Source organism: Dyadobacter linearis, from assembly GCF_907165045.1.
Taxonomy (GTDB): Bacteria; Bacteroidota; Bacteroidia; order Cytophagales; family Spirosomataceae; genus Dyadobacter; species Dyadobacter linearis.
In genome coordinates, this window is record NZ_CAJRAU010000001.1 from 58,230 (window position 1) to 82,677 (window position 24,448).

19 protein-coding genes are annotated in these 24,448 nt (G+C 48.0%); 7 read left to right on the plus strand and 12 right to left on the minus strand.

Annotated elements, in window-relative coordinates:
• Positions 1-7 precede the first annotated feature (7 nt).
• Complete coding sequence (locus tag KOD92_RS00250; protein ID WP_215231520.1) at positions 8-430, plus strand: SRPBCC family protein; 423 nt, start codon at positions 8-10, stop codon at positions 428-430.
• A gap of 64 nt (positions 431-494) precedes the next feature.
• Here the strand turns inward: KOD92_RS00250 and KOD92_RS00255 are convergent, their stop codons facing one another.
• Both KOD92_RS00255 and KOD92_RS00260 read right to left on the minus strand, forming a co-directional pair.
• Positions 495-1,205 (minus strand): hypothetical protein, encoded by a 711-nt coding sequence (locus KOD92_RS00255; protein ID WP_215231521.1) that lies wholly within the window; start codon positions 1,203-1,205, stop codon positions 495-497.
• 394 nt (positions 1,206-1,599) lie between these two features.
• The gene (locus KOD92_RS00260; protein WP_215231522.1) at positions 1,600-1,737 is read right to left on the minus strand and encodes a hypothetical protein; all 138 of its coding nucleotides are present in this window, start codon (positions 1,735-1,737) and stop codon (positions 1,600-1,602) included.
• Positions 1,738-1,906: 169 nt separating this feature from the next.
• Between KOD92_RS00260 and KOD92_RS00265 the strand changes: the two genes are divergently transcribed.
• From KOD92_RS00265 to KOD92_RS00275, 3 genes are read left to right on the plus strand one after another with little or no spacing between them, the layout of a single operon-like run.
• Positions 1,907-2,974, plus strand: coding sequence for a sterol desaturase family protein (locus KOD92_RS00265; protein WP_215231523.1), 1,068 nt, complete (start codon positions 1,907-1,909; stop codon positions 2,972-2,974).
• 42 nt (positions 2,975-3,016) lie between these two features.
• Positions 3,017-6,076: a SusC/RagA family TonB-linked outer membrane protein gene (locus KOD92_RS00270; RefSeq protein WP_215231524.1), complete on the plus strand. Its 3,060-nt coding sequence runs from the start codon at positions 3,017-3,019 to the stop codon at positions 6,074-6,076.
• Between the two features lie 34 nt (positions 6,077-6,110).
• Positions 6,111-7,679 carry a RagB/SusD family nutrient uptake outer membrane protein gene (locus tag KOD92_RS00275; RefSeq protein WP_215231525.1) on the plus strand — a complete coding sequence of 523 codons (1,569 nt, stop codon included), beginning with the start codon at positions 6,111-6,113 and terminating at the stop codon, positions 7,677-7,679.
• 19 nt (positions 7,680-7,698) lie between these two features.
• Here the strand turns inward: KOD92_RS00275 and KOD92_RS00280 are convergent, their stop codons facing one another.
• The 5 genes from KOD92_RS00280 to KOD92_RS00300 all read right to left on the minus strand — a co-directional run bounded on the left by KOD92_RS00280 (position 7,699) and on the right by KOD92_RS00300 (position 12,164).
• Complete coding sequence (locus tag KOD92_RS00280) at positions 7,699-8,979, minus strand: hypothetical protein (RefSeq protein ID WP_215231526.1); 1,281 nt, start codon at positions 8,977-8,979, stop codon at positions 7,699-7,701.
• Entirely contained in the window at positions 8,966-9,550 is a 585-nt protein-coding gene (locus KOD92_RS00285; RefSeq protein WP_215231527.1) for an RNA polymerase sigma factor, read from the minus strand. Before KOD92_RS00285 ends, KOD92_RS00280 begins: the two co-directional genes overlap by 14 nt.
• Before the next feature lie 43 nt (positions 9,551-9,593).
• Positions 9,594-10,472: a hypothetical protein gene (locus KOD92_RS00290; RefSeq protein WP_215231528.1), complete on the minus strand. Its 879-nt coding sequence runs from the start codon at positions 10,470-10,472 to the stop codon at positions 9,594-9,596.
• Positions 10,473-10,566: 94 nt separating this feature from the next.
• A complete protein-coding gene (locus tag KOD92_RS00295) occupies positions 10,567-11,262 on the minus strand; it encodes a hypothetical protein (protein ID WP_215231529.1) in 696 nt (231 codons plus the stop codon).
• 179 nt (positions 11,263-11,441) lie between these two features.
• Complete coding sequence (locus KOD92_RS00300; protein WP_215231530.1) at positions 11,442-12,164, minus strand: 3-keto-disaccharide hydrolase; 723 nt, start codon at positions 12,162-12,164, stop codon at positions 11,442-11,444.
• 214 nt (positions 12,165-12,378) lie between these two features.
• Between KOD92_RS00300 and KOD92_RS00305 the strand changes: the two genes are divergently transcribed.
• Complete coding sequence (locus KOD92_RS00305) at positions 12,379-15,114, plus strand: vWA domain-containing protein (protein WP_215231531.1); 2,736 nt, start codon at positions 12,379-12,381, stop codon at positions 15,112-15,114.
• Between the two features lie 21 nt (positions 15,115-15,135).
• On the opposite strand, the gene KOD92_RS00310 is transcribed toward KOD92_RS00305, so the two are convergent.
• The gene (locus KOD92_RS00310; RefSeq protein ID WP_215231532.1) at positions 15,136-16,245 is read right to left on the minus strand and encodes a fatty acid desaturase family protein; all 1,110 of its coding nucleotides are present in this window, start codon (positions 16,243-16,245) and stop codon (positions 15,136-15,138) included.
• Positions 16,246-16,486: 241 nt separating this feature from the next.
• Between KOD92_RS00310 and KOD92_RS00315 the strand changes: the two genes are divergently transcribed.
• Positions 16,487-16,957, plus strand: coding sequence for a DUF7678 domain-containing protein (locus KOD92_RS00315; protein WP_215231533.1), 471 nt, complete (start codon positions 16,487-16,489; stop codon positions 16,955-16,957).
• Between the two features lie 54 nt (positions 16,958-17,011).
• Here the strand turns inward: KOD92_RS00315 and KOD92_RS00320 are convergent, their stop codons facing one another.
• From KOD92_RS00320 to KOD92_RS00335, 4 genes are read right to left on the minus strand one after another with little or no spacing between them, the layout of a single operon-like run.
• A complete protein-coding gene (locus tag KOD92_RS00320) occupies positions 17,012-18,631 on the minus strand; it encodes a RagB/SusD family nutrient uptake outer membrane protein (RefSeq protein WP_215231534.1) in 1,620 nt (539 codons plus the stop codon).
• Between the two features lie 11 nt (positions 18,632-18,642).
• The gene (locus KOD92_RS00325; RefSeq protein ID WP_215231535.1) at positions 18,643-21,972 is read right to left on the minus strand and encodes a SusC/RagA family TonB-linked outer membrane protein; all 3,330 of its coding nucleotides are present in this window, start codon (positions 21,970-21,972) and stop codon (positions 18,643-18,645) included.
• Positions 21,973-22,007: 35 nt separating this feature from the next.
• A complete protein-coding gene (locus KOD92_RS00330; protein ID WP_215231536.1) occupies positions 22,008-23,006 on the minus strand; it encodes a FecR family protein in 999 nt (332 codons plus the stop codon).
• Positions 23,007-23,022: 16 nt separating this feature from the next.
• On the minus strand, positions 23,023-23,712 hold the full coding sequence (locus KOD92_RS00335) for an RNA polymerase sigma-70 factor (RefSeq protein WP_229254462.1): 690 nt from the start codon (positions 23,710-23,712) through the stop codon (positions 23,023-23,025).
• A gap of 243 nt (positions 23,713-23,955) precedes the next feature.
• Here KOD92_RS00335 and KOD92_RS00340 point away from each other — a divergent pair, with 243 nt between their 5' ends.
• A complete protein-coding gene (locus KOD92_RS00340) occupies positions 23,956-24,276 on the plus strand; it encodes a hypothetical protein (RefSeq protein WP_215231537.1) in 321 nt (106 codons plus the stop codon).
• Positions 24,277-24,448: the final 172 nt, after the last annotated feature.

A 24,448-nucleotide genomic window follows, 5' to 3' on the forward strand; every position in this document is an offset into this window, starting at 1 on the left:
CAGAAAAATGGAAGCGTCAGCTCAAAAAATCACCGTAGCAACAACAGTTAATGCGCCCGTCGCAAAGGTTTGGGAACAATTTAATGCACCCGAACATATTACCCAATGGTGCGCCGCGTCGGAAGATTGGCACGCGCCATTTGCAGAAAACGACCTGCGACCAGGCGGCAAATTCACTACCACGATGGCGGCGAAAGACGGCAGTTTTAGCTTCGATTTCGGAGGTATTTATTCCAATATTGTTGCTGAAAAAGCGATTGCATATGATATGGCCGACGGAAGATCCGTGCAGATAACTTTCGAGGATCACGGCGGAAATACCACAGTAATCGAAGTTTTTGATGCCGAGCAAAGTAATCCGGTGGAAATGCAGCGCGACGGCTGGCAGGCGATTCTGGACAACTTCAAAAAGCACGTCGAGAACAATTGATTATATACAAAAAGCCCTTTTTCGTTGTGAAAAAGGGCTTTTTGATTTAGTAAGGTGACAATTCTTAGTTCGTAACCCTGATCTGCAACTTTTCGTAAAAAGCTTCCGTAACACTTCCTACATAAAAATAAGGTATCGTTAAGCGGTTGAATTTCAGAGTAGTAACATCGTTGTCGACAAAAAAGGAAGTGTAGGAAAAGAGCATTTCAGGCACTACCCCACTCGGTCCTGCATTGACGAGCGTGTAAGGAATTCCAAGCTCCACAATCACATCGCGCGTCTCGCCTACCGCCATATCCAGTGCAACCGGCGCGCCCAGCTTCGTTCTTTCTCCATAAGTATCCCCTGCGAAAGCGGGCGTGTGCAGGATCGCTTTACCCGCAGAATTATGCGTAAACCCGATCAGGTATCCTGCATTCACAGGAAATGAAGGCGTAGCTACGCGTTTCAAAGTGATCCTGAAATCAAATGTCGCGTAGCCGGGAGATCCCACTACGTAACCATTGTTGCTATTAGCTTTCGCAGCAAATCGGGAAACCACGGCCGATTGCATCGAACCTGTTACCGAACCAAGTTCCGTACCGCCGGCACCGAGCAGGGTTATTTTTTCTATTACAAATTCACAGGGATAAAGTCTGTCCGACCCGTCGGTAGCCTTACATTTCGACTCAGGTAAATTCTCGACTGGCACCTCGTGATCGGTACAGGAAAGCGCCATCACGAGCAGACCATAAACAAGTGAAAGGAAAATTGCGGAGCAGTTGAGCTTTTTCATAATAATGGTGTAAAACAGGTGAATGTAAAATACAAATACACTGAAAATCTGATTATTACCTTGAAATTAGCAATTGTCCGGAAACGGTAATTTTAAATTTATTCAACGGATAATCCAGATATAACAGCACGGATTTCGCATGCTTCAAACACAGTAAAATCTTTTTTACAAAAATATCCGGATAGCATTTGTTTATTCCGAAACTATAAATTTACTTTGTCTATCAGTTTAATAGACTATGGCGATTGAACCACCCGAAAGCCATTTAACACAGCCAGAACATTCGCCAATGAAAGCGATTATTTTACTTAATCCGTGCCTGGAAACGCAGGCCCGCAAGGTGGTATACTTAACAGACTGCTTGCTTAACAGCAGTTGTTGTAAGAGCTCCGACTCAATCTCGTCTTAATATCATGTCCGGAAATATCCCGATTGGCGGCTGACCGTCGGGAGAAGGTTTTCGGTGGTTGGGAATTTTCCACCCTACGATCGTGCTGCCGCGGGATATTTCCGGATATCCTTTATAATCCATATTCAAATTTCAGCGTCCATGACACAGGCTGACATATTCCTTTTGGTCAGGAAAATTGCTGTTGGCATACTCCTGACGATCGTGCCTTTCCTGCTCATCGCAGGCGGAATCTGGCTTGCGTATACGCTGCTCAGTTAGCACTACATCCTTTACAATAAATCGTTACGACATGAAAGCAGATAAGGAAATTACGCAAAAAATTGCGCGTGACGCCGGTATCAGTGTGTTGCTCTACCTGGCCCCCATTGTTCTGATGTTCGCCGCCTTCTACTTCACGGGCTACAAGCCGTGGGCAGGCAGCAGCGCATTGCCATTTAAGGTACCCGGTTTTCTGGAAGATGTTTTCAAGAACCTCAGCTCCTGGGGCTTACCTGTAATCGTACTTGTGATCGGCGTGGTTGAATTCCTTGCCGGTATGTATGAAAATAAATGGACTAAAAACGAAAGTACACTGGATATTATCTGCTTTATCGTCCCCAAAATCGTGGTGAGGCCGGTTGTGACCTATTATAGCTTACAACTTTTGCCGCAGATCCTGCCCGAAGGAAAAGGTATATTCACCTGGGTACCGTTCTGGTGGGCGTTTGTAATCATCGCAGTAGCTGACGATCTGACCCAATACTGGTACCACCGTATTCACCACCAGCTACCCTGGTTGTGGCGTTTTCACCGTACCCACCATAGCGCGCCTTACATGGGAATGGCGATGGCGAGCCGCCAGAATATCATTTACACCATATTCTTTTCACAAACATACCTGACTGCCGCACTGACGTTTGTAGGGTTGGGTTATGCGGCCCTTTTTGTAAAAGTGATCAAGTCGCTGATCGTGACGGGCGCGCATTCGAGCATTCCCTGGGACAAACCATTTTATACGATCAAATGGCTTAATCCGATCGGCTGGGTATTGGAAAGGCTGATATCCACCCCTGCCACGCACCAGGCCCACCATGCCGATACGACCGACGATGGCGTCGGTTATTACAAAGGCAATTTCGGTAATATGTTCTTTGTGTGGGATTTGATATTCGGGACGGGCATTATTACCAGGAAGTATCCTGCGTCTTTCGGGATCAAGCACTATAAGGAAGAAGAATGGTACGCACAGTTCCTGTGGCCTATTTTCAAGTCTAAAAAAGAAGGCAGCGAGCTAGCCGCCGACGGCCCGATGGTAGGTGACGAGGTCCGCGAAACGATCATCGAACCTATTCAACTGGAAGCCCGCGCGGCAAGCTGAAAAGCCTCCCTGATGCCGCATTTATTATTAACTAAAATTCTGATGGATAAGAAAAAAATCTACCCTTTATGGTTATTGGGTGCACTCCTGTTAATTTTTTCACAAGCAAAAGCCCAGGACGTCATTACCGGCGTCGTCAAGGATGATTCCGGCCAGGGGCTGCCGGGTGTGACTGTTGTTGAAAAAGGCAGTTCCAAATATGCTTTGACGGATGTGGACGGCAAGTTTAGTATTGCCGCCGCCAAAGAATTCCCGTTCACACTGCAACTCAATATGACCGGTTTCCAGACGCAGGAAATCGAGATCTACGAATTGACCGCTGAGGCTGTGGAAGTGACACTGAAAACGGCCAACCTGCTCGACGAAGTGGTGGTAGTGGGTTATGGTGAACAAAAACGAAAAGACATCACCGGTTCCGTCTCCTCAGTCCCTACTGAGATCAAAAGTCAGCCGGTGGCCTCGGTGGAACGTTTGCTGCAAGGTTCTGTAGCCGGCGCGGTCGTAACGCAAACCTCCGGCCAACCGGGCGGCGGGGTGAGTGTCCAGATCCGAGGTAACAACTCCATCACTGCAGGCAGCGACCCGCTTTACGTGATCGACGGTTTTCCGATCAACAATGATTATTCACTCAACGATGCCGGCGTGACGAACGGGTCGAAGATCAACCCGCTTTCGTCGCTCAATACCGCTGATATCGAGAACATTGATGTTTTGAAAGATGCGTCTGCGACTGCGATTTACGGTTCGCGCGGTGCGAATGGAGTTGTAATTATCACTACAAAAACGGGCTCAAAAAACAAGTCATCGATCAACTATGACGCATTTTACGGTACCCAGGAAGTGATCCGCACGCTGCCGCTTTTGAATGCGGGTGAATGGTGGGCGCTACGTAAAGATGCGGCTGCGAATTCCGGAAAAACAGCTACTATACCCTCAGTACAGGGCTATTCGCTGGATACGACCGGCGCGGGTACTGACTGGCAGGCGGCGGCATTCCGCAAAGCTTCCCAGCAAAGTCACAACCTGTCGATCCTTTCGGGCTCAGACAAAACGCGGCTGGCAGTTTCGGGTAATTATTTCAAACAAAATGGTATTCTACAAAATACGGATTTCAGAAGGTATTCGGCGCGGGTGAATGTGGACCATCAATATAACGACCGGTTCAGGATACTGGCCAATCTGAATGCGAGCAATATCAAATCCAATGTAGCCCCGACAAATATTGTCACCAACCTTTTGCAAACCCCTCCTGCCCTGCCCGTTTATCAAAACGACGGTTCCTTCGTGATCAACAGCCCATTTGAATCTGCATTGCAAAACCCGATCAACTCCCTGTACAACCAGCTGAACGAAACGATTACCAACCGTTTTCTAGGTAATATTTCGGGTGAATGCACGATCATCGACGGATTGAAAGCGAAGATTTTAGTCGGCGCGGATGTGGTGGGCAACAAGCAAAACCGCTACCTCCCAAGCAGTACCGCAGAAGGCCAGGCTCTAAGCGGCAATGCGATTGTGGGTACCGTTTCTACTACCAGCTGGCTGAATGAGAACACTTTAAGCTACGATAAGGATATTGACGATAAAAACCGCGTGAATGCAGTAGTAGGTTTTACCGCGCAAACTTCCGAGTCCAAAGCCACGATTGCAGAGGCGGCGGGATTCGCTACGGATGCATTTAGTTACAACAACCTGGCAACCGGGATCACCAGCATTGCGCCCCGCTCAGCGGCAAACGACTGGTCACTTGCCTCCTACCTCGGCCGGATCAACTACGCATTCGACGACCGCTACCTGGTCACTTTTACACTTCGCGCCGACGGTTCTTCCCGTTTTGGAGAGGGTAACAAATGGGGCTATTTCCCTTCTGCGGCTTTTGGCTGGAACCTGAACAATGAAAAGTTTTTTCAGCAGTTCAAAAAGATCAGTCTGCTTAAACTGCGTGTGAGTGCGGGTACTACCGGAAACCAGAGCATTCCGCCTTACCAGTCTTTGTCGCAACTTGCCTATTTCCGATACAATTTTTCCAACACAACTGTATCCGGTTACGCTCCGAACACCGTACCAAACCCCGATCTTGGCTGGGAGAAAACTTTCCAGGTGGATGCAGGATTTGATCTCGGACTTTTCAAGAACAGGCTTAATATCATTTTTGACTACTACTACAAAAGAACCTCCGACCTGCTGCTAACCAGAACCGTCGCGGGCTCATCAGGACTTTCTGACTTTTACAACGGCCAGGCTTCCACGATTTACCAGAATATTGGCGAGGTAAGTAACCAGGGTATTGAGTTGTATGTAAATTCTCAGAACACAACCGGCGCTCTGAAATGGAATACGGTCTTCATTTTTGCGCGCAATACGAATAAGATCCTGAGTCTCGGCGGCGGCGTGAACCAGATTATCCCAAACATCAATATGCCGTCGATCGCGAAAGTAGGTTACCCGCTCGGGTCGTTCATTACCTACCAGGCCGACGGTGTTATTCAGCAAGGCGAAACGCCGCTGACTCCCCAGCAAAACAAGAGTCCGGGCGGACAGAAATACAAGGACGTGAACGGTGACGGGATCATTACCCAAACAGGCGACCGCGTGATCGTTTCCAACCAGCCAGGTTTTACAACCGGTTTAACCAACTCTTTCAGCTACAAAGGGTTTGACCTGATGATCTTTTTCCAGGCTTCGATCGGCGGGAAGTTGTATAACCAAAACCGCGCAAACCTGGAACTGGGAACGGGTTACGTAAACGGATCAGACGTACTGCTCAACCGCTGGACACCGACGAATACGAATACAGACGTGAAAGCCGCATTCCAGGATCCGGCGATCACCATTTCTGACCGGTTTATCGAAGACGCTACTTATTACAGACTTAAAAACCTGTCACTCGGTTACAACATTCCGAAAGCATTGTTATCGAAAATCAAGATCGAAACGCTGCGGGTTTATGTATCTGCCCAAAACCCGGTTACCTGGACGAAATACACGGGTTACGATCCGGAAGTAAGCTTGAACGGACAGTCACTGATTAATAAAGGTGTCGATTCAGGTGTGTATCCTAATAATAAGTCGTATCAGGTTGGCTTATCGCTGTCGTTTTAATCGCCCCGGTAGTCAACAAGAAATCAATATTCAAATGAAAAATATCAAATATATATTGCTCCTTCCTCTTGCGCTCGCATTGACTTCCTGCGAGGAATTTCTGAAAGAGGAACCCGAGTCTTTCCTTTCGGAAGATCAATATTACAAAACACAGAACGACGCGATCAATGCTGTCAACTCGGTTTATTTCTTCCTGAATTCGGGAGGTAACAATGTCCAGACTCCTTATAATACGCTGTTCAATACGGGTATGAATATGGCGGGCGACGATGAAGATCCGGGTCCGGGCGCGACCAATGCGGATGTTCGCTCGCTTTCCGTGCTCGCGCATTCGTCGGGTAACCTGCGTATTTACGAGATTTGGCAGCAGCATTATGCAGCTATCAAAAAGGCGAATGTTGCATTGGAAAAAATCCCGGCTATCGAGTTTGACAATACACTGAAATCGAGGCTGATAGGCGAGTCAAAATTTTTGCGGGCGCTGTATTACTTCAATTTGGTAAGACTTTACGGCGACGTGCCGCTGATCACGGAGTACCAGAAGTTTGTAGATGCAGCCGGATATGAAGTTGCCAAATCGCCCTCATCAGAGGTGTATGCGCAGATTGAAAAAGACCTGACAGAGGCCGCATTGGCACTTCCCGCTACTTATGCATCTCCCGATGCCGGCCGCGCCACTGCCGGAGCTGCAAAAGCATTGCTCGCAAAAGTATATCTGACCAAGGCTTCCTACCCGCTCAATATAGCCGCACACTACAAGGATGCAGTCGCCAGGGCAGAGGAAGCACTTTCAGCAACGGACGGCGGTACGGGGACTTACAATTACGACCTGGTGACCAATTATGCCGAAGTATTTTTACCCGCATTTAAAAACAACAGGGAGCACATCTTCTCGGCGCAGTTCAAATCGAATTCGCTGAACCAGGGAAACAATGAATATTCACGCGCTATACTTTCGGGAGTGCCGGGGTTGAATGGAAACTACGCGCACATGGTGCGGTTTTATACGGTGGGTTCCGATAAGTTTTTCAGCATTTACAAACTTTTCAAACCGACTGACAAGCGGCGCGACGTTACTTTTGTGCGCAGCTTTACGAGTCCTGCGAATGGGAGAAAATATGCGTTGCCTATTGCTAATGCGACCGTACCCGGCGATTCTACGCCATTTTGGAATAAATGGGTTGATCCTGCTTCCTCCACGGTAACTAACCAAGCGGCTACCAATGTACCGATATTAAGATATGCAGAACTGCTCCTCATCCACGCCGAGGCAGAAAACGAAGCGAACGGACCTACTGCAAAAGCTTACAAATCGCTAAATCGCGTGAGAAACCGGGCAGGTTTGCCAAATCTGACGACCGGTTTGTCGAAAGAACAATTCCGCGACTCGGTATATCTGGACCGCCGCCTCGAACTCACTTACGAATACCAGCGCTGGTTTGACCTGATCCGGCAGAAGGATGCAAACGGAAAGCCGAGTTTCGTGGCGAACCTGCACAAGGTTGGGAAAACCAATGCAGCCGACAAGCACAGACTTTATCCGATCCCGCAATCCGAAATAGACAACAACAAGCTACTCGTACAAAACCCTGGTTTCGAATAAGTCCGTTCACTTTACACGATCACCGGTCTTTAAAGCTGTTTTTTAATATGATCGATAGTCCGACCTGGTAAGGCTTAACCTGGAAAGCTCCTTCCCTACTCAGCAATTTGGTAAACCCGTATTCGAAGTAAGGACCGACCTGCAATGTTCCACTTTTACCAACCACTACCTGACGGCCGATACCCGCATTCAGCCACGCCATAGTGCCGCCTTGCGTCAGTTCCGTACTTAACTCGGTGCCAATTGAAGCATAAAAATCGCGGAACGCCGGCGCCCGCGGAACGAATTGTTTTCGTACTCCCAATCCGACCAACCGCAATGTACGATCAGAATTCACGGCGGTAAACTTCCGCCTTACCTGTGCATCATTTGTTCCGCCGGGCAATATCTCAAACTCATCGCCAGCCTGCTCGTAGCGTACAGATTGGCGGTAATGTGAATAACTGATCAGGAATTCAAAACCATTTTTCCCGATTCCTGCATTCAGCTTATATCCCAAAGTTTCAAGCGAAGCGGACCTGGGAAACTGGAAATTCCGATAGATAAAACCGGGATTTGAAATGACATTCAGAACCTGGAACGTCTTAACAGGCGTAACCCCGGCCAGGATCGTCCAGCCGTGGTTCGCGGTCTTTGGTTTTACGAAGTAGCTCGAATCGGGTAAAACGGGCTCGGGTACCTGCATTAGCGGGCTGGCAAAATGCGCGGGCAAGTTGTCAAGAAGTGCCAGGTTCTCTTCGACTTTGCTACCTGGATCCTCGTTAATTAGTTCTTTGTCAACCGCTTCACGAGCATTACTATTTTCGCGACCAGGCAGATCCGGGATTGGATCAATAGTCCGCTCAGACGGAACTGCCACATTTCTGTTAGTTTCTAAATTGTGTTGAACTTCAACAGACGCGACCGGGCCGGTTTGCTTTACAATACTACTTTTTTCAACCAACCCGACGGACTTCGCCGCAACCCTGTTTTCAGCAATATGCTTTGTCTCAATCGCTGCCGCTGCAAGCGCCGGTTTTTCCGCTTCGGGTAACCTGTTCGTATTGACTTTCGCCGAATGCGGCATTTCTTTCACAACCGGATTTCGGCTTGACCGATGAAATAATGTTCCCGTAAACAGGATTGCCAGGGTTAGGAAAACGATCCAGTTTCTTTGAAAATTCTTGTCTTTCTGCCATACCCGCAATGCTGCAAAAATATTCTTCTTCAACATCGGGTCCGGCTTCATTTCGAAGTCGTCGAACCTCCGTTTCAGGGCGTCGCGCAATCCGTCATCTGTATGGTTCTCAGGAGATTTCATATTGCGTAATTCCTTTTTGTTCTAATTTCTTAATTAATAAATTTCTCCCTTTGAAAAACTGGGAGCGCGAAGTACTCTCCGTAATGTGCAGAAACTCTCCTATTTCTTTGTGCGAAAATCCGTCGATCAGGTATAAGTTAACCACCATCCTGTAACCGTCGGGCAGGCTGTTGATCACATTCAGCAGCACTTCCATATCCATTTGGTCAATGATCCGCTCGTGTTCCTCTGATTTCAATTCGGCGGTAATATCGTCTACGCATGAATTGAGCTGCTCTTGCTTCGTGGTGCGGTTGTAGTAATTAATGGCAGTCCGGATCACGATCGATTTTACCCAGCTGGCCACCACATTGATATCCTTTAGTTCTCCCAGATTCTTGAAAACCTTGATCAGCGCCTCCTGAAATATGTCTTCCGCCTCGGCACCGGTTTTGGCGTAACGGAAACAAATACCCAGCAATTTCGATTTGTAGAGGTCATAAAAAGCAGTCTGCGCACTGGGGTCCTGCCTCTGACAGGCTTTGACCAGTTCTTCCAGCGAGCTGTATTTTTTGCTTTTAAAAAGCCTCATCGAATGATCTTACGCGTTAATTCCTGGGAAGTTGAATGGGTAATCAATTCACATATTTCGTGTGAAATCTTTCTAATTCTTTGGCATTCTCGTCTAATATTAATTCCAGCGATTCGCGGTTACTGTTGCTCAGGTAAAACCAATATCCGTTGGTAATGCGCATTTGGTACCCCATTTGAAACGTGAATCCGTACTGTACATTCAGCTGGTCAAGGTACTTTCTGACATTTTCCGGCGCTTCCTCTACGCTCGAAAATGTTTTGGCCGGTTTGTAACTCACCGAGATCAGGTTTCCGTTGTTATCAAACACATAATCTCCGCCCGGCAAACCGTCTCCATTCGAAGCACTGACCTGATACCGCTTTTCATTTTTCTCGTCAATGAAAACCAGCCCGCCGTGGTATAAAAGTGGCTCCGAATCCAATACAGCGCGGATATTTGCAGGCAGGTCGGCTTTTGAATTAATGGGGTATTCAAACTTATAAAAAGGCTCGCTGCGCAGCATATAGCTCCGGCTCCCGGGAACCCAGCCCATCAGATATTCTTTGTCCTGAAACCTATACCTGGCAGTGAACATGTCGTAGTTCCTGTAAAATGACTCAACCTCTTCCTGGTAATTTGAAATCATAATTCCAGTAGATGGCGCCGCATTCACATATCCGAGGATCGAATCCGGAATCGATCCTTCTATCAGTCTTGAACGTTTGAGTATTCTGGTCGAATCCATTCCGGCATAAAAGCGCTGACTATCTACCTTATAGTTGGCCTCCCAAAGCCGGTCTTTCTCCACTATTCTAATTGTCGTTTCAGTAGCATTCGGGAAACGGGCACTAAACATTTTCACAACTTTATCAGGTATTTCTGACAGTACAGGCGGATCTGTCGGTTCGACCACAGTGTTACATCCGGCCAGTAGTAACATACAAAATAGCGTAACTGGCAAAATACATGTAAAGTAGCGTGTATATAAAAATCCGCGTAAAGGTCTGCTGATCATGCCGTCTGTTGTCAAAAAATCAATACGTCACTTTGTGAAATGCCTGCCTGCCTCCCGGCGTAGTCTCCCTTATCCATGCTCCTCGTAACGAGAGGGTATATTTCACTCGTCCCAACAGCGAATTCTCTTCATGCAAAACCACATTGACGCGTTCCGGCGACGCCCCATGCAAAGCTTCACTCAAAGTTGTGTATAGCAAAGGCTGAACGCTTTCCATATGTGCTTCACGCGGTATAAATCTTTCCCTGGCCGCTGCCCGAATAATCGAACTTATACTGCCTGGAACAATCATGGTGACTGTCTGTTTCTGCTCATTCCAGCCGCAGGTACCGTCCTTAACATTTCCCATAATCGTCGACCACATGGTCCGGTTATTCGGGTACTCCACATCTCCGTAAGGGCCTGAACTAATAATTTCGCGTACCGAACCGCCTGAAAAGCGCAGGCTTATATTATGAATAGGTCCGTCTAGCACTTCCCAGGGAATCGCTGTGATGCGGGTATCCTGAAAGTCAATGGTTGAGCTTGAATCCCGGTACTGAATTTTTAAAGTTTCAAATCGCCAGAACCGCCCTTCTGCTGACAAACCGGAGAGAAAATTATCCTTATTACTTATCGGTTTTTCAATGACTTCTTCGAGTTTGCCGGGATCATCACTTCGACAACCTGAAAATGAGACAATTAGTAAAAATAAAAATGGCAATAATCTGATCATTGGAACGTAAACTGGGTCTGTAAATAATAAGACACAAGTTAATGAACTAGCGCTGCCTTTGCTTGGAAATATTGGGGAAGGCTGTTGGCTGTTAGCTGTTAGCCATTAGCTGTCAGCTATTGATATAGGGCTAATAGCTAATAGCTAACAGCTAAAACCTAACAGCTAAAACCTAACAGCTACAACCGCCTCAACTTGATATTCCGGTACCAAACCGTGCTGCCCCAATCCTGTAACCCGATCCTGCCCTTGTAAATCCCTTTGCCGATCGGAGCGGCTTTTAGTCCGCTGTTGGCTACTCGTTGTTTCCAGTCCGCGCCGTTAAGATCGTGCTCCTGTACGATAAACTCGTTCTGATATACGGTAAGCTTGCCGTTTTTAACGATAAAATGAACTTTATTCCACTCTCCCTGCGGATTACCTTCACGCAGCCGCGCATTAGCGATCCCGAAAAAATCACTCGCCCGGTGGGTGTTTTCTTTGGCGCCTTCATAGATCTTATCATCAATAACCTGCAATTCCAGCCCGGTAGTGTGCATATTCTTGTTAGTCAGATTTTCGTCCACAAAAAAGAAAATCCCGCTATTCGCATATTTGCTCACTTTCCATTCCGCTTTGAATTCAAAATCGCCGTTTACCATTTCGTCGGTGACGATATCCCCTCCGTTTTTCGCCTTGTTGCCCGCTCTTTCCGGCACATTCAATTTCACAGCACCATCCTCGATGATCCAGGCGGAGCCGGGTGTTTTGGCATTGTAGGCATGCCAGCCTTTTAATGTTTTTCCGTCGAATAACAGTTTCCAGCCGTCCTTTTTCTCTCCGGCCGAAAGTGTATTGAGCGACTGCGCCTGTATTCCTATATATAATATTGCGAATGCGCACGTGAGGGATATTCGTAACATGGTTTTGCCTGGTTTGGGTGATCACATTGACAAGCGGCGAGGCTGTTTAAAATACTGATCTTACTTCTAAATTTTAGAATACGACTTGCGCAGAGCGAAAGCTGAACCGTTAACTAACCCGCCCCGCCTGCCGGCTAAATAACGCTTGTGATTTAGAGCAAATTACGAACTTTGGAAAAACCAGCCGCTAATCAGGTTTCCACCGGGTCACACTATGCGCCTTTCCGCTCTTTTCACATTTATGTTTTCATTCAGTTCCTACTGGGCTGTTGCACAGCATGCAGCGGCATTTCCATCCCTCAATCAATATGTTGAGTTTTTAAATAAATCAGCAAATGTCGTAACCGACCGTTTCGAAATGCTGCGGAAATATCAGTCAGAAGTGGAAGCGTACCAGCAAAAACCAGGATTCTCGTTACGCCTGCCTTCGTCGGGGCCTTTGGAGGAATACTATTACAAAAAGTGCCTGGAAGGAACCGGCCTGCAACCTGCTGAAAAATTAAAATTGAACGCGGGAGCCGAAAAAGTCTGGCAGATATTGAATAGGCTTGACGAAACCGCGAAAACGCTCGAAACGCACGTCAGGCTGAATGCTTACCAGAACGATAATCTAAAACAATCCAGCGCGCTTGTATCCGAAATGGAAGGTGTTTTCATTGAGTTTAGAAATGAGAAAACTGCTTTTTATAAACAAATACAGCAGCTCTACCGAAAATACCAGCCTTACGATCCAACTGATCCTTTTTTGAGCACGGAGCGGGAAATGGAGCAGATTTTAGCCAGCCAGCAGCAGCTGCTCGACTCACTACCTTATTATTTGCGTAAGGCTACCAAATCCGCCTGGCCGGTTGAGCGCGTGCAGAAGAGTATGCTTCTCGATGAAAAATGGCTGGCCGCGTACGGAAAAGCGGTCACACAACTACCCTACCCTGCGTCCAGCGCTGCGGGTGATTTCAAGAGGGCCATCGCGTCGATGCAGGATATCAAACGGCGCGCATTGGACGATCATAATTTCGCAGCACAACAGTCTGCCGAGCATGGAAATAGCGTTTATATCTCACTGTTAAGGCAGTTTAACCAGGATATGCTCGCGATGCAAATATCATTTGTCAATTACAGTAAATCGGGGAAACGGCTGTTATTTTATCCTGCATTCAGTCCGGTCACTGCGCTGCAACCCGCAGATCCGGATATTACCAAAAGCGGAAAAACGCCCGCTTTCGAAGATATTCCAACGCCTTCATTTAAACTAAAAAAAGCAACTGCACCCGCCACGCCGGCGACCATTAGTACCTTCAATGGCTATATTGATTTCATCAACGAATCGCTACGGCAAATGCATTTGTTGCAGTTACTGACCCGCAATTACCAGTCTTCCGCCGAATACTACCGCGACCTGGCAACCGCTGCAAAACGTGCCGATCTCACCTATTCCCACGCCGACTTCAAAGTTCCGCTATCGGATTATCAGTTGCTTATCAATTCGGCTACCGCTATTCCCCAGCCTTATAGGAAGATTATCGCCACGCAGGCAGAAGTGTTGCTGAATATATTGAAGGAAATGGATGGACTGAGCATTGAACTCGTCAATTACACGGTTCAGAAACAGTATTTAAAAGATCAGCTGAAACGCTCGGACGAGATACTTGACAGGTATGCTGTGCTTTTCGGGATTTTTGATCAAAAAAAGGAACAGTTGTACGAAGATATCCGACGTATTCACGAAAGCTTTCCAAATGCAGATCCCGCCAGCTCGTGGTACGTTTCCGGGAATGCTTTGCTGCAAACGCTAGACGCGGATAAGGAAAATCTGTTTGCGGTACGGGCTTTTTTAGAAGGCAAATCAGATAAACTTCCTGAAACTGCGCAGGTTGAAAACAGCGCCAAGCAACTGATCGCCGACGAATACAAGAATATGAAAGGCTTGCAGCGATACGGCCGAAGCAACGGACTTTGCCCGTATACGCCCTATGAAGACCTGGCTGGCAATTCACTGCGGTTTTCGGAGAAAGTGCAGAAGCTTAAACCGGCGCAAAACAGCTATTCCAATCCCTACGAATCGTTTTACTACTTCTATAACGGGGAGCTGGTTTACCTGTACAACAAGTTTGTTGAGCTAGCCAATGCGGGTTTGTTAAAAACTGTCAACCAGCCCGACCTGTTTGCTTTTCGACGGTTAACAGCTTCAAAATCAATCGAAACACCAGCCGCGCAAGCCGGCGCACCCAAATCCGTCGAGCCCCAACAACTGCAAGAGCAACCCGCAAAAAAGCAGACCGAAGTGGCATCTGAAAAAACGGTCCAAACTTTTCGCGACACCGTTTATGTGGAGCGCGTGCGGGTTGATACCGTGTATTTAGATAGAAACACACAGCAAAATGTGGAGCGTTCGCTGGAAGGTTTCGCGGCCAACAATATGATCCTGCTGCTCGATGTTTCCTCATCGATGAATTCTCCTTTCAAAATGCCCCTTTTGAAACGTTCCATCAAGTCGCTGCTTACGCTGCTGCGTCCCGAAGACCAGATCACGATCGTATTGTATTCCGGGAAAGCACGCGTAGTGCTAAAACCAACGTCTGGTTCCAAAGCTTCTGAAATTGCAAGAATGATAGATTTGCTGCAATCTGACGGGGATACCGATGGAAATGAAGGAATTAAACTAGCCTACAAAACAGCAAACAAAAGCTACATCCGCGGAGGCAACAACCGGATCGTGCTGGCAACCGACGGCGAATTTCCGGTTAGCGACGAAGTGCTGGAAATGATCAAACAAAATGCCAGCCAGGACCTGTATCTTACTGTTTTTACTTTTGGAAGAAATGCAAACACCGGTCAGAAGCTCAAAAAATTAAGTCAGCTCGGCCAGGGAACTTATGCGCATGTGACGGAAGGAAGTGCTGACCTGCAACTGATCATCGAAGCGCAGGCCAGGAAAAAAGCGGCCAGATAAGTGCCCGAAGTATTTTGTAAATCAACCGATAGCCTCATTCAAAGAAGGCATTCCAAACCGGCGGAGACTCGACACGTGCGATTTTAATGCAATCGCAAAGGATTCGTTTTCCATATAGGGCAGATCGAATTCCGCCGCAGTCTGCTTAACGATCGCCGCGATTTGCGGATAATGCACGTGGCAGATCTTTGGAAAAAGGTGATGCTCGATCTGAAAATTCAAACCACCCAAAAACCAGGTAAGAAAGCGATTCCTGGGCGCGAAATTAACCGTCGTTTCCAGCTGATGGATCGCCCAGTCTTTTTCCAGATTCCCCTGCTCATTGGCTACCGGATAGCTCGTTCCCTCCACTGAATGCGCGAGCTGGAATACGATCGTCAGCACAAGTCCGGAAGTAATGTGCATGACACAAAATCCTGCAAGTACGTGCATAAACGGGATACCGGCCACGAAAATCGGCAGCCCGAACAATACCAGAAAATAAGCCAGTTTCAGCGCGATCAATCCGAACAGGAGGCCATTATTTTCCTTCCTGGTCTGCCGGTTAACACCGGATTTTATAAATTCCTTATACTGAAGAAAGTCTTTGAAAGTAACCCAATACAGGGTAAGAATGCCATAAAAACCAAATGCATACAGCCACTGAAATCCGTGGACTTTTCCGGTAGTACAGTGCGGCGACAGTTTCACTACGCCCCGGTCGCGGATATCCTCGTCGAGCGCGGCAATATTGGTGTAAGTGTGGTGAAGCACATTGTGTTGCAGCTTCCAGTTCGTAACGCCGGCACCTGCGAGATAGATCGTATAGCCCAGCCACTTATTAACCCAGGCTTTCGAGGAATACGCGCCGTGATTGGCGTCGTGCATAATACTCATTCCAATGCCAGAAACGCCCATTCCCATCAAAAACCAGCCGATCAAACTCAACCAGAACGGCGGATTGAACACCACAATTGCAATAAAAGGAAGGATGTAAAGCGACAGCAAAGAGATCGTTTTGATCACCATCGTGCTGTTCGCGTGGCGGGAAATCTGGTTGGTTACAAAGTACGCTTCAATCCGGTTCTTTAATGTCGGGAAAAACTGGCTTTTTACTTTGGGAGTGAATTTAATTCTGTCTTTGGCTAGCATTAGATCGATTCAGGGTGGCTCCGCACAGGAAGCCTTGGATGTAAATAACGCAGATTTCCTTCATACTGTATGGATCGGACACATTGTTTTTTTATTATCATTCCAAATAACATTCTGAAATATGCCAATCTATACTAAGAATAAATCCAAATTTTAACCAAGCGCGATCAAAATCCCGATCTGCTGAAATATCATCTGGGAACCTGCGTATTTTTGATATCAGTCAGAAATTAGCCATAATATGCGGAAAGTGTTGCGTAAAAGTATTCGATTAAATGACCAGCAGATCAGGAAACTGGGTGATCTGAGTGCCTTCGACGGCTCCGATCCGCTCGAACACGTGACCCGCGCTATTGACGAATACCTGAAAAAGCAAAAGACCGACGTCAGTATTCCCGCGGAGAAAGAGATCCATGCCGAGATCACCGGAAAAGTTGGCGATGCGACCAACCGGGGCGCATTCTGGATATCGGGGATTGTTGACCGCTACGAATTTTCGGCGCTGATATTGAAAGAACCTTCGCGTTCCGGTATTGACAAAGGACGTATTTCCAAACTGTCTATCCTGGATCCGACCATTCGCGAAAGTACCAACAGCTTCATAGATTGCTGCATTGTGAATTACGACCGCGGCTGGGATATCAAGCCCAGCAAGCTGGCTGAACCCTATTACAACAAAGTAATGGCGCTCCTGGAAAAGGTAGCGCAATAGTGATTCAAGAATAAGAAAGGGGGACAAAATCGATTTTGTCCCCCTTTCATTTTATCAGTAATTAGGATTCTGCTTCATATTCGGATTAGCCAGCAGCTCGTTCTGCGGGATCGGCCACAAATAGTCGCGCGCCGGATTATAGGAACGTTCCTCCACGCGCACAGCCACGCCGGTTTCCGGATTGGTAGCCCCGAAAACCTGTCCGTTCATCACCTCGTTTACAATTCCCCACCTGCGGATATCGTAGTAGCGCTGTCCTTCAAATGCAAGTTCCGCCTGCCGCTCGCGACGGATCAGCTCCCGCAGTTTTGCCTGTGAATTGTAAACTTTCACATCCACATTCGGCATTTTAGATCGGCTGCGTACCATATTAATGTTTTTCAAAACCTCCGGGTTACTAAATTCCCCCAACTCGATCAGCGCTTCTGCGTAATTGAGCAGTACTTCCGCGTAGCGAATAATCATGAAATCGAGCGTGCCTCCCCTGGGCTGGCGGTCGCGTGGATCCAGGTACTTTTTGATCCAGTAGCCGGTCGCCGTGGATTTTTCCAGCCCAATCCGATCAGGATTGCTCGGCGATGCATTGAACGGATCGACGGTGTAAGTATCATCAACGAATTTTTCCCCCGAAAACAAAACAGAGGCGACCAGTCGCGGATCACGGTTATTGCGGTGATTCGGGTTTTTCCGGTAAGCGGCAACAGAATCTGCGCCCAGCTCGAAGATCGTTTTCCCCTGCTTCGTTTCCCAATTGTCAACCACAGTGCTCGTGGGTGAAGTGTAGGTTTCTCCGCCAATCCCGAACGGGGCAAACCGTGTCCAGGCGACAGCCGCGCCACTCGGACGGATCATAATGCGCTCATTATTAAGCATTCCCGAATAGGTAAACAATTCTGCGAGGCTATTCGCGCCCGCCGTTTTGCTGGTATACAACTCATAAATATTCTTGTCGATCACCTTTTTGGAAGCGTCGCGGGCGAGGGTGAAATCTTTTTTATAAAGCGCAAGCCGGGCGATCAGTGTCCAGCAGGCCGAACTGTTTACCCGCCAAAATTCATCGTTGGTGTACGTATCAGGCAGGTTCTGTGCGCATTCCGTGAGCTCGGAAATGATGAAATTATAAACCTCTTCTTCGGAATTTCTAGTCAGATTATTCTCATTGGGCGTCAGCGATTTGGTCACAATCGGTATCCCTCCAAAAAACTGAAACAATTCCATGTGATAATAGGCGCGCAATGCACGGGCCTCATATTTCATGCGGGTTTTGAGCGCTTCGTCCATAAAGCATTTGTCGACGTGTTCGAGAAAGCGGCTTGCCCGGCGCGTGCCCGAAAAGTCGGAACTCCAGAACCAAAGCGATGTACTCCAGTTGCTGTTGTGCACGCCGCGGGTAAATTCCTCGTAAGCGCCAATGTAATCAGCCCGGTGCACCGCCTCGTCGCTGAGACCGGAAATGATCATGATATTGCTGGTATTCAAGGGCATGTCCCGTCCATTGGTACCACCGGGCAGCGCGTCGTACACAATCCGCAAAGCGTCGCGGGCGTGGGTTTCGGTTTCCCAGAATTTGTCGTCCGTAATCCCGGTCGGATGGTTTTGGGTTAAAAAATCTTCACAGCCCGTGAAAACCGTCAGCATCGACACGGTAAGTAGTATTTGAAATAACTTTTTCATCGTTGCAGCCACTAAAATTTGACATTAATACCAACTGTGTACACTTTCATGATCCCGTAAGTCCACTGGTTCCCAAGACTTTCAGGGTCCATTAGTTTCATCGGGGTAAATACAAAAGGATTCTGCGCATTCACATACAGCCTGGCTCCCATTGCGCCCACTTTTCTGACCGCCTTAACAGGCAGGTTATAACCCAGCTGAATGTATTTCACCCTGCAATAGGCCCCATTCTGGATCCAGAAATCGGACGAAAGTTTGTTGTTTGCAGGTGTATTGGAAAGCCTTGGAAACCGTGCATCGGTACGTTCTGGTGTCCAGTAACGATCTGCGTAATAGGTAGTTGGCACGCCTCCGTCGGCTGTCTGATCGAGTGGGTAAGCCAGCATTCCTGTCAGTCGCTGGTCGCTTTTGCCCGTTCCCTGTATCAGCATTTCAATATCAAACTTCTTATGCGCCAGGCGAACATTGGTGAAATAGTTGACCATCGGCACAGGGTTACCGATTGCCTCCTGGTCCTGCGCGTCGATCTGTCCGTTTCCATTCAGATCAAGGTAGCGGATATCGCCTGGCTTGGCACCAACCACGGCCGGAACCTGAGGCGCGCCGCTTTCATTAAAATCGCCTTGCTGCAATAGTCCGCCCGTGCGGTAACCGTAAATACTGCTGATCGGTCTGCCCTCCTGATTGATCGTGGTACTCGTGAGGTATGGTCCGTTTTGCAGTTCCAGGATCCGGTTCTGGTTGTACGACACACCCGGCTTCACCGACAAATTCCAGTTTTTACTTAATTCCTTAAAATAATTGAGAGACAACTCCCATCCCCGGTTTCTCACCTTTCCTGCATTGATAGGCACATTTCCCATTCCACCTACAAAGGAAACCTGTGGTTGCAGGATGATGTCTTTGGTCACTTTATCGTAGTAGTCAAATATCAGTTCAAGGCTATTGTTAAAAAGCCCTACATCAATCCCCACATCAAAAAGGCCGACGGTTTCCCAGGTAATATCCGGGTTACCCCAAATGTTCTCGTACCCGTTCGTACCCTGCACAAGCGTCTGAAAACGGTAAAGTCCGATATTCTCATTTCCCAGCAAACCATAGGAAGCGCGGAGTTTCAGGTTATTAATACCGCGAACATTTTTCAGAAATTCTTCCTGGTGCATATTCCAGCCGATTGCCGCCGAAGGAAAAAAGCCCCATTGATGCCCCGGCCCGAACTTCGAAGAACCGTCCATTCTCGCTGTCGCTTCCAGCAAATATTTGTCCTTGAAAGAGTAGTTCAGTTTAGTATAACCAGACACCATCGTATTCACATCCCAGTAACCCGAACTATTCTTTTCCGTTGAAAAACCACCGAATGCGTAAAGCCGGTGATCATTTTTGGTGAAGGTGTAATCGGCATTCGCGGCCATATACATATAGGTACCGCGCGCGAAACTGGCGCCACGCTGCACTCCCCAGCTCTGCACCAGCTGGTTAGTTCCGTAATCGAAGAAATTGTAGGCGTCTGCAATGGTACGGTCCTGGTCGCTGTTCAGGCGGAAGCTGAACTGACCTTTCACATTGAAATCTGGAAAAACCTCCCATTTCGGCTGGATATTGATCAATGCCTGCCCACTTTCAAAATCTCTGTACCCGCCTCTCTCCGCGTAAGCGAGCGGGTTCACGATATCCGCGTACCTGCCGTACATTGTGCGGCCATTCTTTTCAGGGTATTTGGGTAAAATGGTTGGAGGCACCCGGTACACATCTTCGAGCATCCGGTTACCCTGATTGGCATCCGGGCGGGTATTGTTCCGCGTATTTCTTTTTATGGCTAATAGATCGACGTCGAAAACGAATCTCTTATTGACGGTAATGGAGGTATTCGCGCGGATATTGAAACGATCCATTTTACTGAGCGGGATCATTCCGTCCTGGTACATATAGTTGGCAGTTACCGCAAACCTGGCGAGGTTATTACCGCCGTCAAGTGAAATGGAGTGGCTGGTGATCGGCGAGTTTTCACGCACGATCAGGTCCACCCAATCGGTATTCGGGTACATGATCGGGTCCGATCCGTCCGCGGTTTTCTGGATTACTTCGTCAGTGTAAAAAGGCTGGTTACCCGAGTTGACGCGCGCTTCGTTGTACATCCGCATGTACTGCGGCGCGTCAACCAGCTTCTGCAAATAGGTAGGCGATTGCGAACCGACGTAACCATCATAGGTCACCGAAATTTTACCCGGCGTACCGCGTCTTGTCGTGACCAGAATTACACCATTTGCCGCCCGGGCACCATACATGGCAGACGCAGCCGCATCTTTCAAAACCGTCACACTTTCTACGGTCACAGGATCTATGTGGTTCATATCCATCGGGATACCGTCAACTAATATGAGGGGATCGGAGTTACCGAGCGTACTTATACCACGTATCTTGATCGCCGCCGCGTCGCCGCCCGGCATGCCCGAGCTTTGCTGCACCTGTAAGCCGGTTACCCCGCCTTGCAGCGATTGCGAGAGCGTTGTAATGGGCTTTCCGCTGATCTGCGAGGCGACATTCACGGTTGCGATCGAACCGGCAATATGCTTTTTCTTCTGCTCGGTCTGCCCCACTACTATTGCTTCGTCCAGGCTCGCGATTTCTTCCTGCAATGCGATGATGAGGTTGGAATTCGCTGATTTCGCAACATATTCCACACTCTTGTGGCCCACCATCGTGAATACCAGCACTGCGTCGCGCGGTACATCCAGCGCAAAATAGCCATTCTCGTCCGTCGAAGCGCCTTCGTTGGTTCCTTTTATCGCGATCGTCACGCCGGGAAGTTCGCGCGGCGGCTCGTGCGTATCGAACACTTTTCCTTTGATCGTAATCTCGTTTGGCGCAATGCGGGTTGGTGACAGGTGCTCTTTACCTGCCTCTGCTCCGGAAGGAATAGTCGGTAAATCCTGTTTATGTGCTTCCGGCTGGCCGGGAACGAGCGGCTCGGGCTTCATGAATTCGCGGGTCCGTTTTTGTTCCAGCAATACATAAGTGCCCTTTTTTACTTTTCTAAACTGAATACCCGTGGTTCCGAGCAAGGTTTTCAGGTTTGTTTCAAATGACGCACCCGACCGTATTGCATTGCCCGGCACGAGTACCTCGGGCAGGATCTTTTCTTCAAATAAAAGGTCAACCTGATATTTCGCTTTCAGCAAAAGCAACATTTCTTTGAGCTTCATCGCACGTTGCGGCTCAGCACGTTGCTGAACGGGCTGACTTTTCAGCTTTGCCAGCAGCTGGCCGGAAACGAGCGTGGGTAAAGCACTGATTGCAAGCAATAGGAATAGCCGTCGGACTGATAATAGTCGTTTCTGCATAATCAGTTGGTTAGGTTAGGACGTAAAAGAAAAAATTAAGGGATAGGATTAATCTGAAATTGCTTTTTGGTCTTGACGATCTCGAAACCGTACATGACAGACATATTGGTCAATAATTCTTCCGCACTTTCGGCAGGGAAAGAACCTGTGGCGGTTCTGACGGCGAGGGCTTTATCTGCGATATGAACTTCCACGCCAAATACTTCACGGATCTTCTCGGCGACGGCGCTCAGCGGGGTGTTGTCAAAAACAAACCGATGTTCTTTCCACGCCATTTCTGCGGCCAGCTCTTTTTCTGAAAGCATTTCAACTTTGATCGCGCCGCTTTTTACGATGGTCGCGCGCTCACCCGGCTGCATGGTATGCGGCTCCTCGGCAGCGGCCGACGACAATCTTACTTTTCCTTTATTTAAAACCACATTAGTAAGCTGCTCGCGGGTGTAAACGGTAAACTCCGTTCCAAGTACTGTAATTAGTGAATTGTCCATCGTATGGACCTGAAACAACTGATGATCAGGCAAATGTGTAATCGCGAATTCCGCTTCGCCTTCCAGATACACATTCCGGTCGGAAGCGCCGAAAGTCCAGCGCGGTACCCTTAGTACAGAATTGGCATTGAGGGTAACCCGGCTGCCATCCGAAAGCGTTATTTCCTTCATTTTCCCAAAATCAGAAGTGTAACGCTGGTACAACAAATGGTCTTTAAACATGAAACCCGCGAATGAAACCAGTAGCAGGAAAACAGCGGCAGCTGCGTAACGGTACCAGGTAAACGTTTTGTTGATTGCAAGGTTATTTCCGGAGGTATCGGCAAGCATTTTTTCAGGCTCCTGCATATATTGTTTGAAACGCGCCAGCGGCTCGCCCAGCTCAGGATCGTACACCGGAAAGGTCGCCTCCCACTCGGCCAGCCAGGCATAAAACTGCTCCCGGTTTGCCTCCGTTTGCAGCCACTCCCCGATCAGCTTCTTTTGAAGCACGGAAGTACGGCCGGAGAAATGTTCAAATAGTAATAGTTTGCTGATCGATGACATGGTCGGCTTTAATAGCTTATTTGAGATTTTGACAGAAAGGAATAATAAACAGCAACACCGACTCCACCCAATAATGCCGCAACCCGTTTCGGATCACGTTCAGCGCTTTTGAAATATGCGCTTCCACGGTGCGGGTAGACAAATTCAGCTCCGAGGCGATCTCTTTGCCACCTTTTCCTTCAAAACGATTCATTACAAATACTTTCTGACATTGCGGCGGAAGTCCCTGCACGAGCGCATTCACCTGCTGGTAAAGCTCCTCGTACTGCATCATTTTTTCGGGTAAATGCGAGTTCTCCGGATCGTTTTCAATAGCTGCGTCAATGGGGAAAGTCTTATTCTGCTCCTTTTGTAAATAATTGAAACAACGGTTTCTAACCGATCGGAAAAGGTAGGCGCCGTAGGAAATATTGACTGAACGGTATATTTGAGCATCCCAGAAGTTGCAGAAAATGTCGGACACGATATCTTCTGCAATATCCTTTGAATACACAAACCTCACTGCGTGGCTGCACATAGGCTTGTAGTAACGCTGGAAAAGCAGCTCACAACCTTTCTGCACGTCGGTTTCAAAGGTTTTCCGAATAAAAAACTCCGTATCCGCCAACCCATCCAGCCCGGTTCCCGAAGGATCTCCTCCTGCTGCCCTCATTGCGCGCTCCTCTCCCCCGTTTTCAGAAGAATCAAGACTGGCGAATCCGATCATAAGTAACCTGTTTTGCTTTCTTAAAGTAGGACAGATGAGACGTAATAATTACCTAATGGTTTTGAAAAAAAATTTTGCCACTATACAAAAATGCAGTAAATGTTGCTGGTCTTACATCCGAAAGCATTATTTCATTCTGAAAAAACCGCTAAATAAGTTTTCCTTGAACTAGTTCTCACAGGTTTACTTACAGTCACAAATTATTTCGAATTTCATGCCTACGCTACCTAACCTCCGCAGACCATGCATCAAAATGCCTACTACCGCCAGGAATATATCAACCTCCTCCGGACACACGCTCACGAAATAAGCACCAGATCAGCCAGCCTCCACGAACAGCGAAAAGCACTCAAAGTACTTCAAAATCAAGAGATCAATGCCGCCAGCAGCGGGCTGGGAATGCTGAAACGCATATTCCTGAAAATGAAACATATCCGGGAAATGCGGGCGCTCAACGATTCCATGGAGGCAAGCCTGTCCGCACTTCGTTCGGCGCAACAGGAAGAGATCTACAATCTCAAAATGAGCTGGCAACTCAGGCATAGTCTGAACGAAGCAGGCTGAACCTCCCAATTTTTCCATTTATCCTTTCTCTCGTCCATTCCGAGCTCGACTTTCGTCGAGGCCGAACCGGATTGCGCGCCCCGCTCATCATTTCTGCCAGGTGATTAAGTAAATCACACTTAAAAAAAGCTTAATATTTGCTTAACGGGTCTGGTATCTGCCCGATTTCAGA

Bases quoted from the DNA above. Each gene is read 5' to 3' on its own strand.
- KOD92_RS00250 (WP_215231520.1), top strand. From the start codon at position 8: ATGGAAGCGTCAGCTCAAAAAATCACCGTAGCAACAACAGTTAATGCG.
- KOD92_RS00255 (WP_215231521.1), bottom strand. From the start codon at position 1,205: ATGAAAAAGCTCAACTGCTCCGCAATTTTCCTTTCACTTGTTTATGGT.
- KOD92_RS00270 (WP_215231524.1), top strand. From the start codon at position 3,017: ATGGATAAGAAAAAAATCTACCCTTTATGGTTATTGGGTGCACTCCTG.
- KOD92_RS00285 (WP_215231527.1), bottom strand. From the start codon at position 9,550: ATGAGGCTTTTTAAAAGCAAAAAATACAGCTCGCTGGAAGAACTGGTC.
- KOD92_RS00295 (WP_215231529.1), bottom strand. From the start codon at position 11,262: ATGATCAGATTATTGCCATTTTTATTTTTACTAATTGTCTCATTTTCA.
- KOD92_RS00340 (WP_215231537.1), top strand. From the start codon at position 23,956: ATGCATCAAAATGCCTACTACCGCCAGGAATATATCAACCTCCTCCGG.
- KOD92_RS00305 (WP_215231531.1), top strand. From the start codon at position 12,379: ATGCGCCTTTCCGCTCTTTTCACATTTATGTTTTCATTCAGTTCCTAC.
- KOD92_RS00335 (WP_229254462.1), bottom strand. From the start codon at position 23,712: ATGATCGGATTCGCCAGTCTTGATTCTTCTGAAAACGGGGGAGAGGAG.
- KOD92_RS00265 (WP_215231523.1), top strand. From the start codon at position 1,907: ATGAAAGCAGATAAGGAAATTACGCAAAAAATTGCGCGTGACGCCGGT.
- KOD92_RS00280 (WP_215231526.1), bottom strand. From the start codon at position 8,979: ATGAAATCTCCTGAGAACCATACAGATGACGGATTGCGCGACGCCCTG.
- KOD92_RS00320 (WP_215231534.1), bottom strand. From the start codon at position 18,631: ATGAAAAAGTTATTTCAAATACTACTTACCGTGTCGATGCTGACGGTT.
- KOD92_RS00300 (WP_215231530.1), bottom strand. From the start codon at position 12,164: ATGTTACGAATATCCCTCACGTGCGCATTCGCAATATTATATATAGGA.
- KOD92_RS00290 (WP_215231528.1), bottom strand. From the start codon at position 10,472: ATGTTACTACTGGCCGGATGTAACACTGTGGTCGAACCGACAGATCCG.
- KOD92_RS00315 (WP_215231533.1), top strand. From the start codon at position 16,487: ATGCGGAAAGTGTTGCGTAAAAGTATTCGATTAAATGACCAGCAGATC.
- KOD92_RS00325 (WP_215231535.1), bottom strand. From the start codon at position 21,972: ATGCAGAAACGACTATTATCAGTCCGACGGCTATTCCTATTGCTTGCA.
- KOD92_RS00275 (WP_215231525.1), top strand. From the start codon at position 6,111: ATGAAAAATATCAAATATATATTGCTCCTTCCTCTTGCGCTCGCATTG.
- KOD92_RS00330 (WP_215231536.1), bottom strand. From the start codon at position 23,006: ATGTCATCGATCAGCAAACTATTACTATTTGAACATTTCTCCGGCCGT.
- KOD92_RS00260 (WP_215231522.1), bottom strand. From the start codon at position 1,737: ATGGATTATAAAGGATATCCGGAAATATCCCGCGGCAGCACGATCGTA.
- KOD92_RS00310 (WP_215231532.1), bottom strand. From the start codon at position 16,245: ATGCTAGCCAAAGACAGAATTAAATTCACTCCCAAAGTAAAAAGCCAG.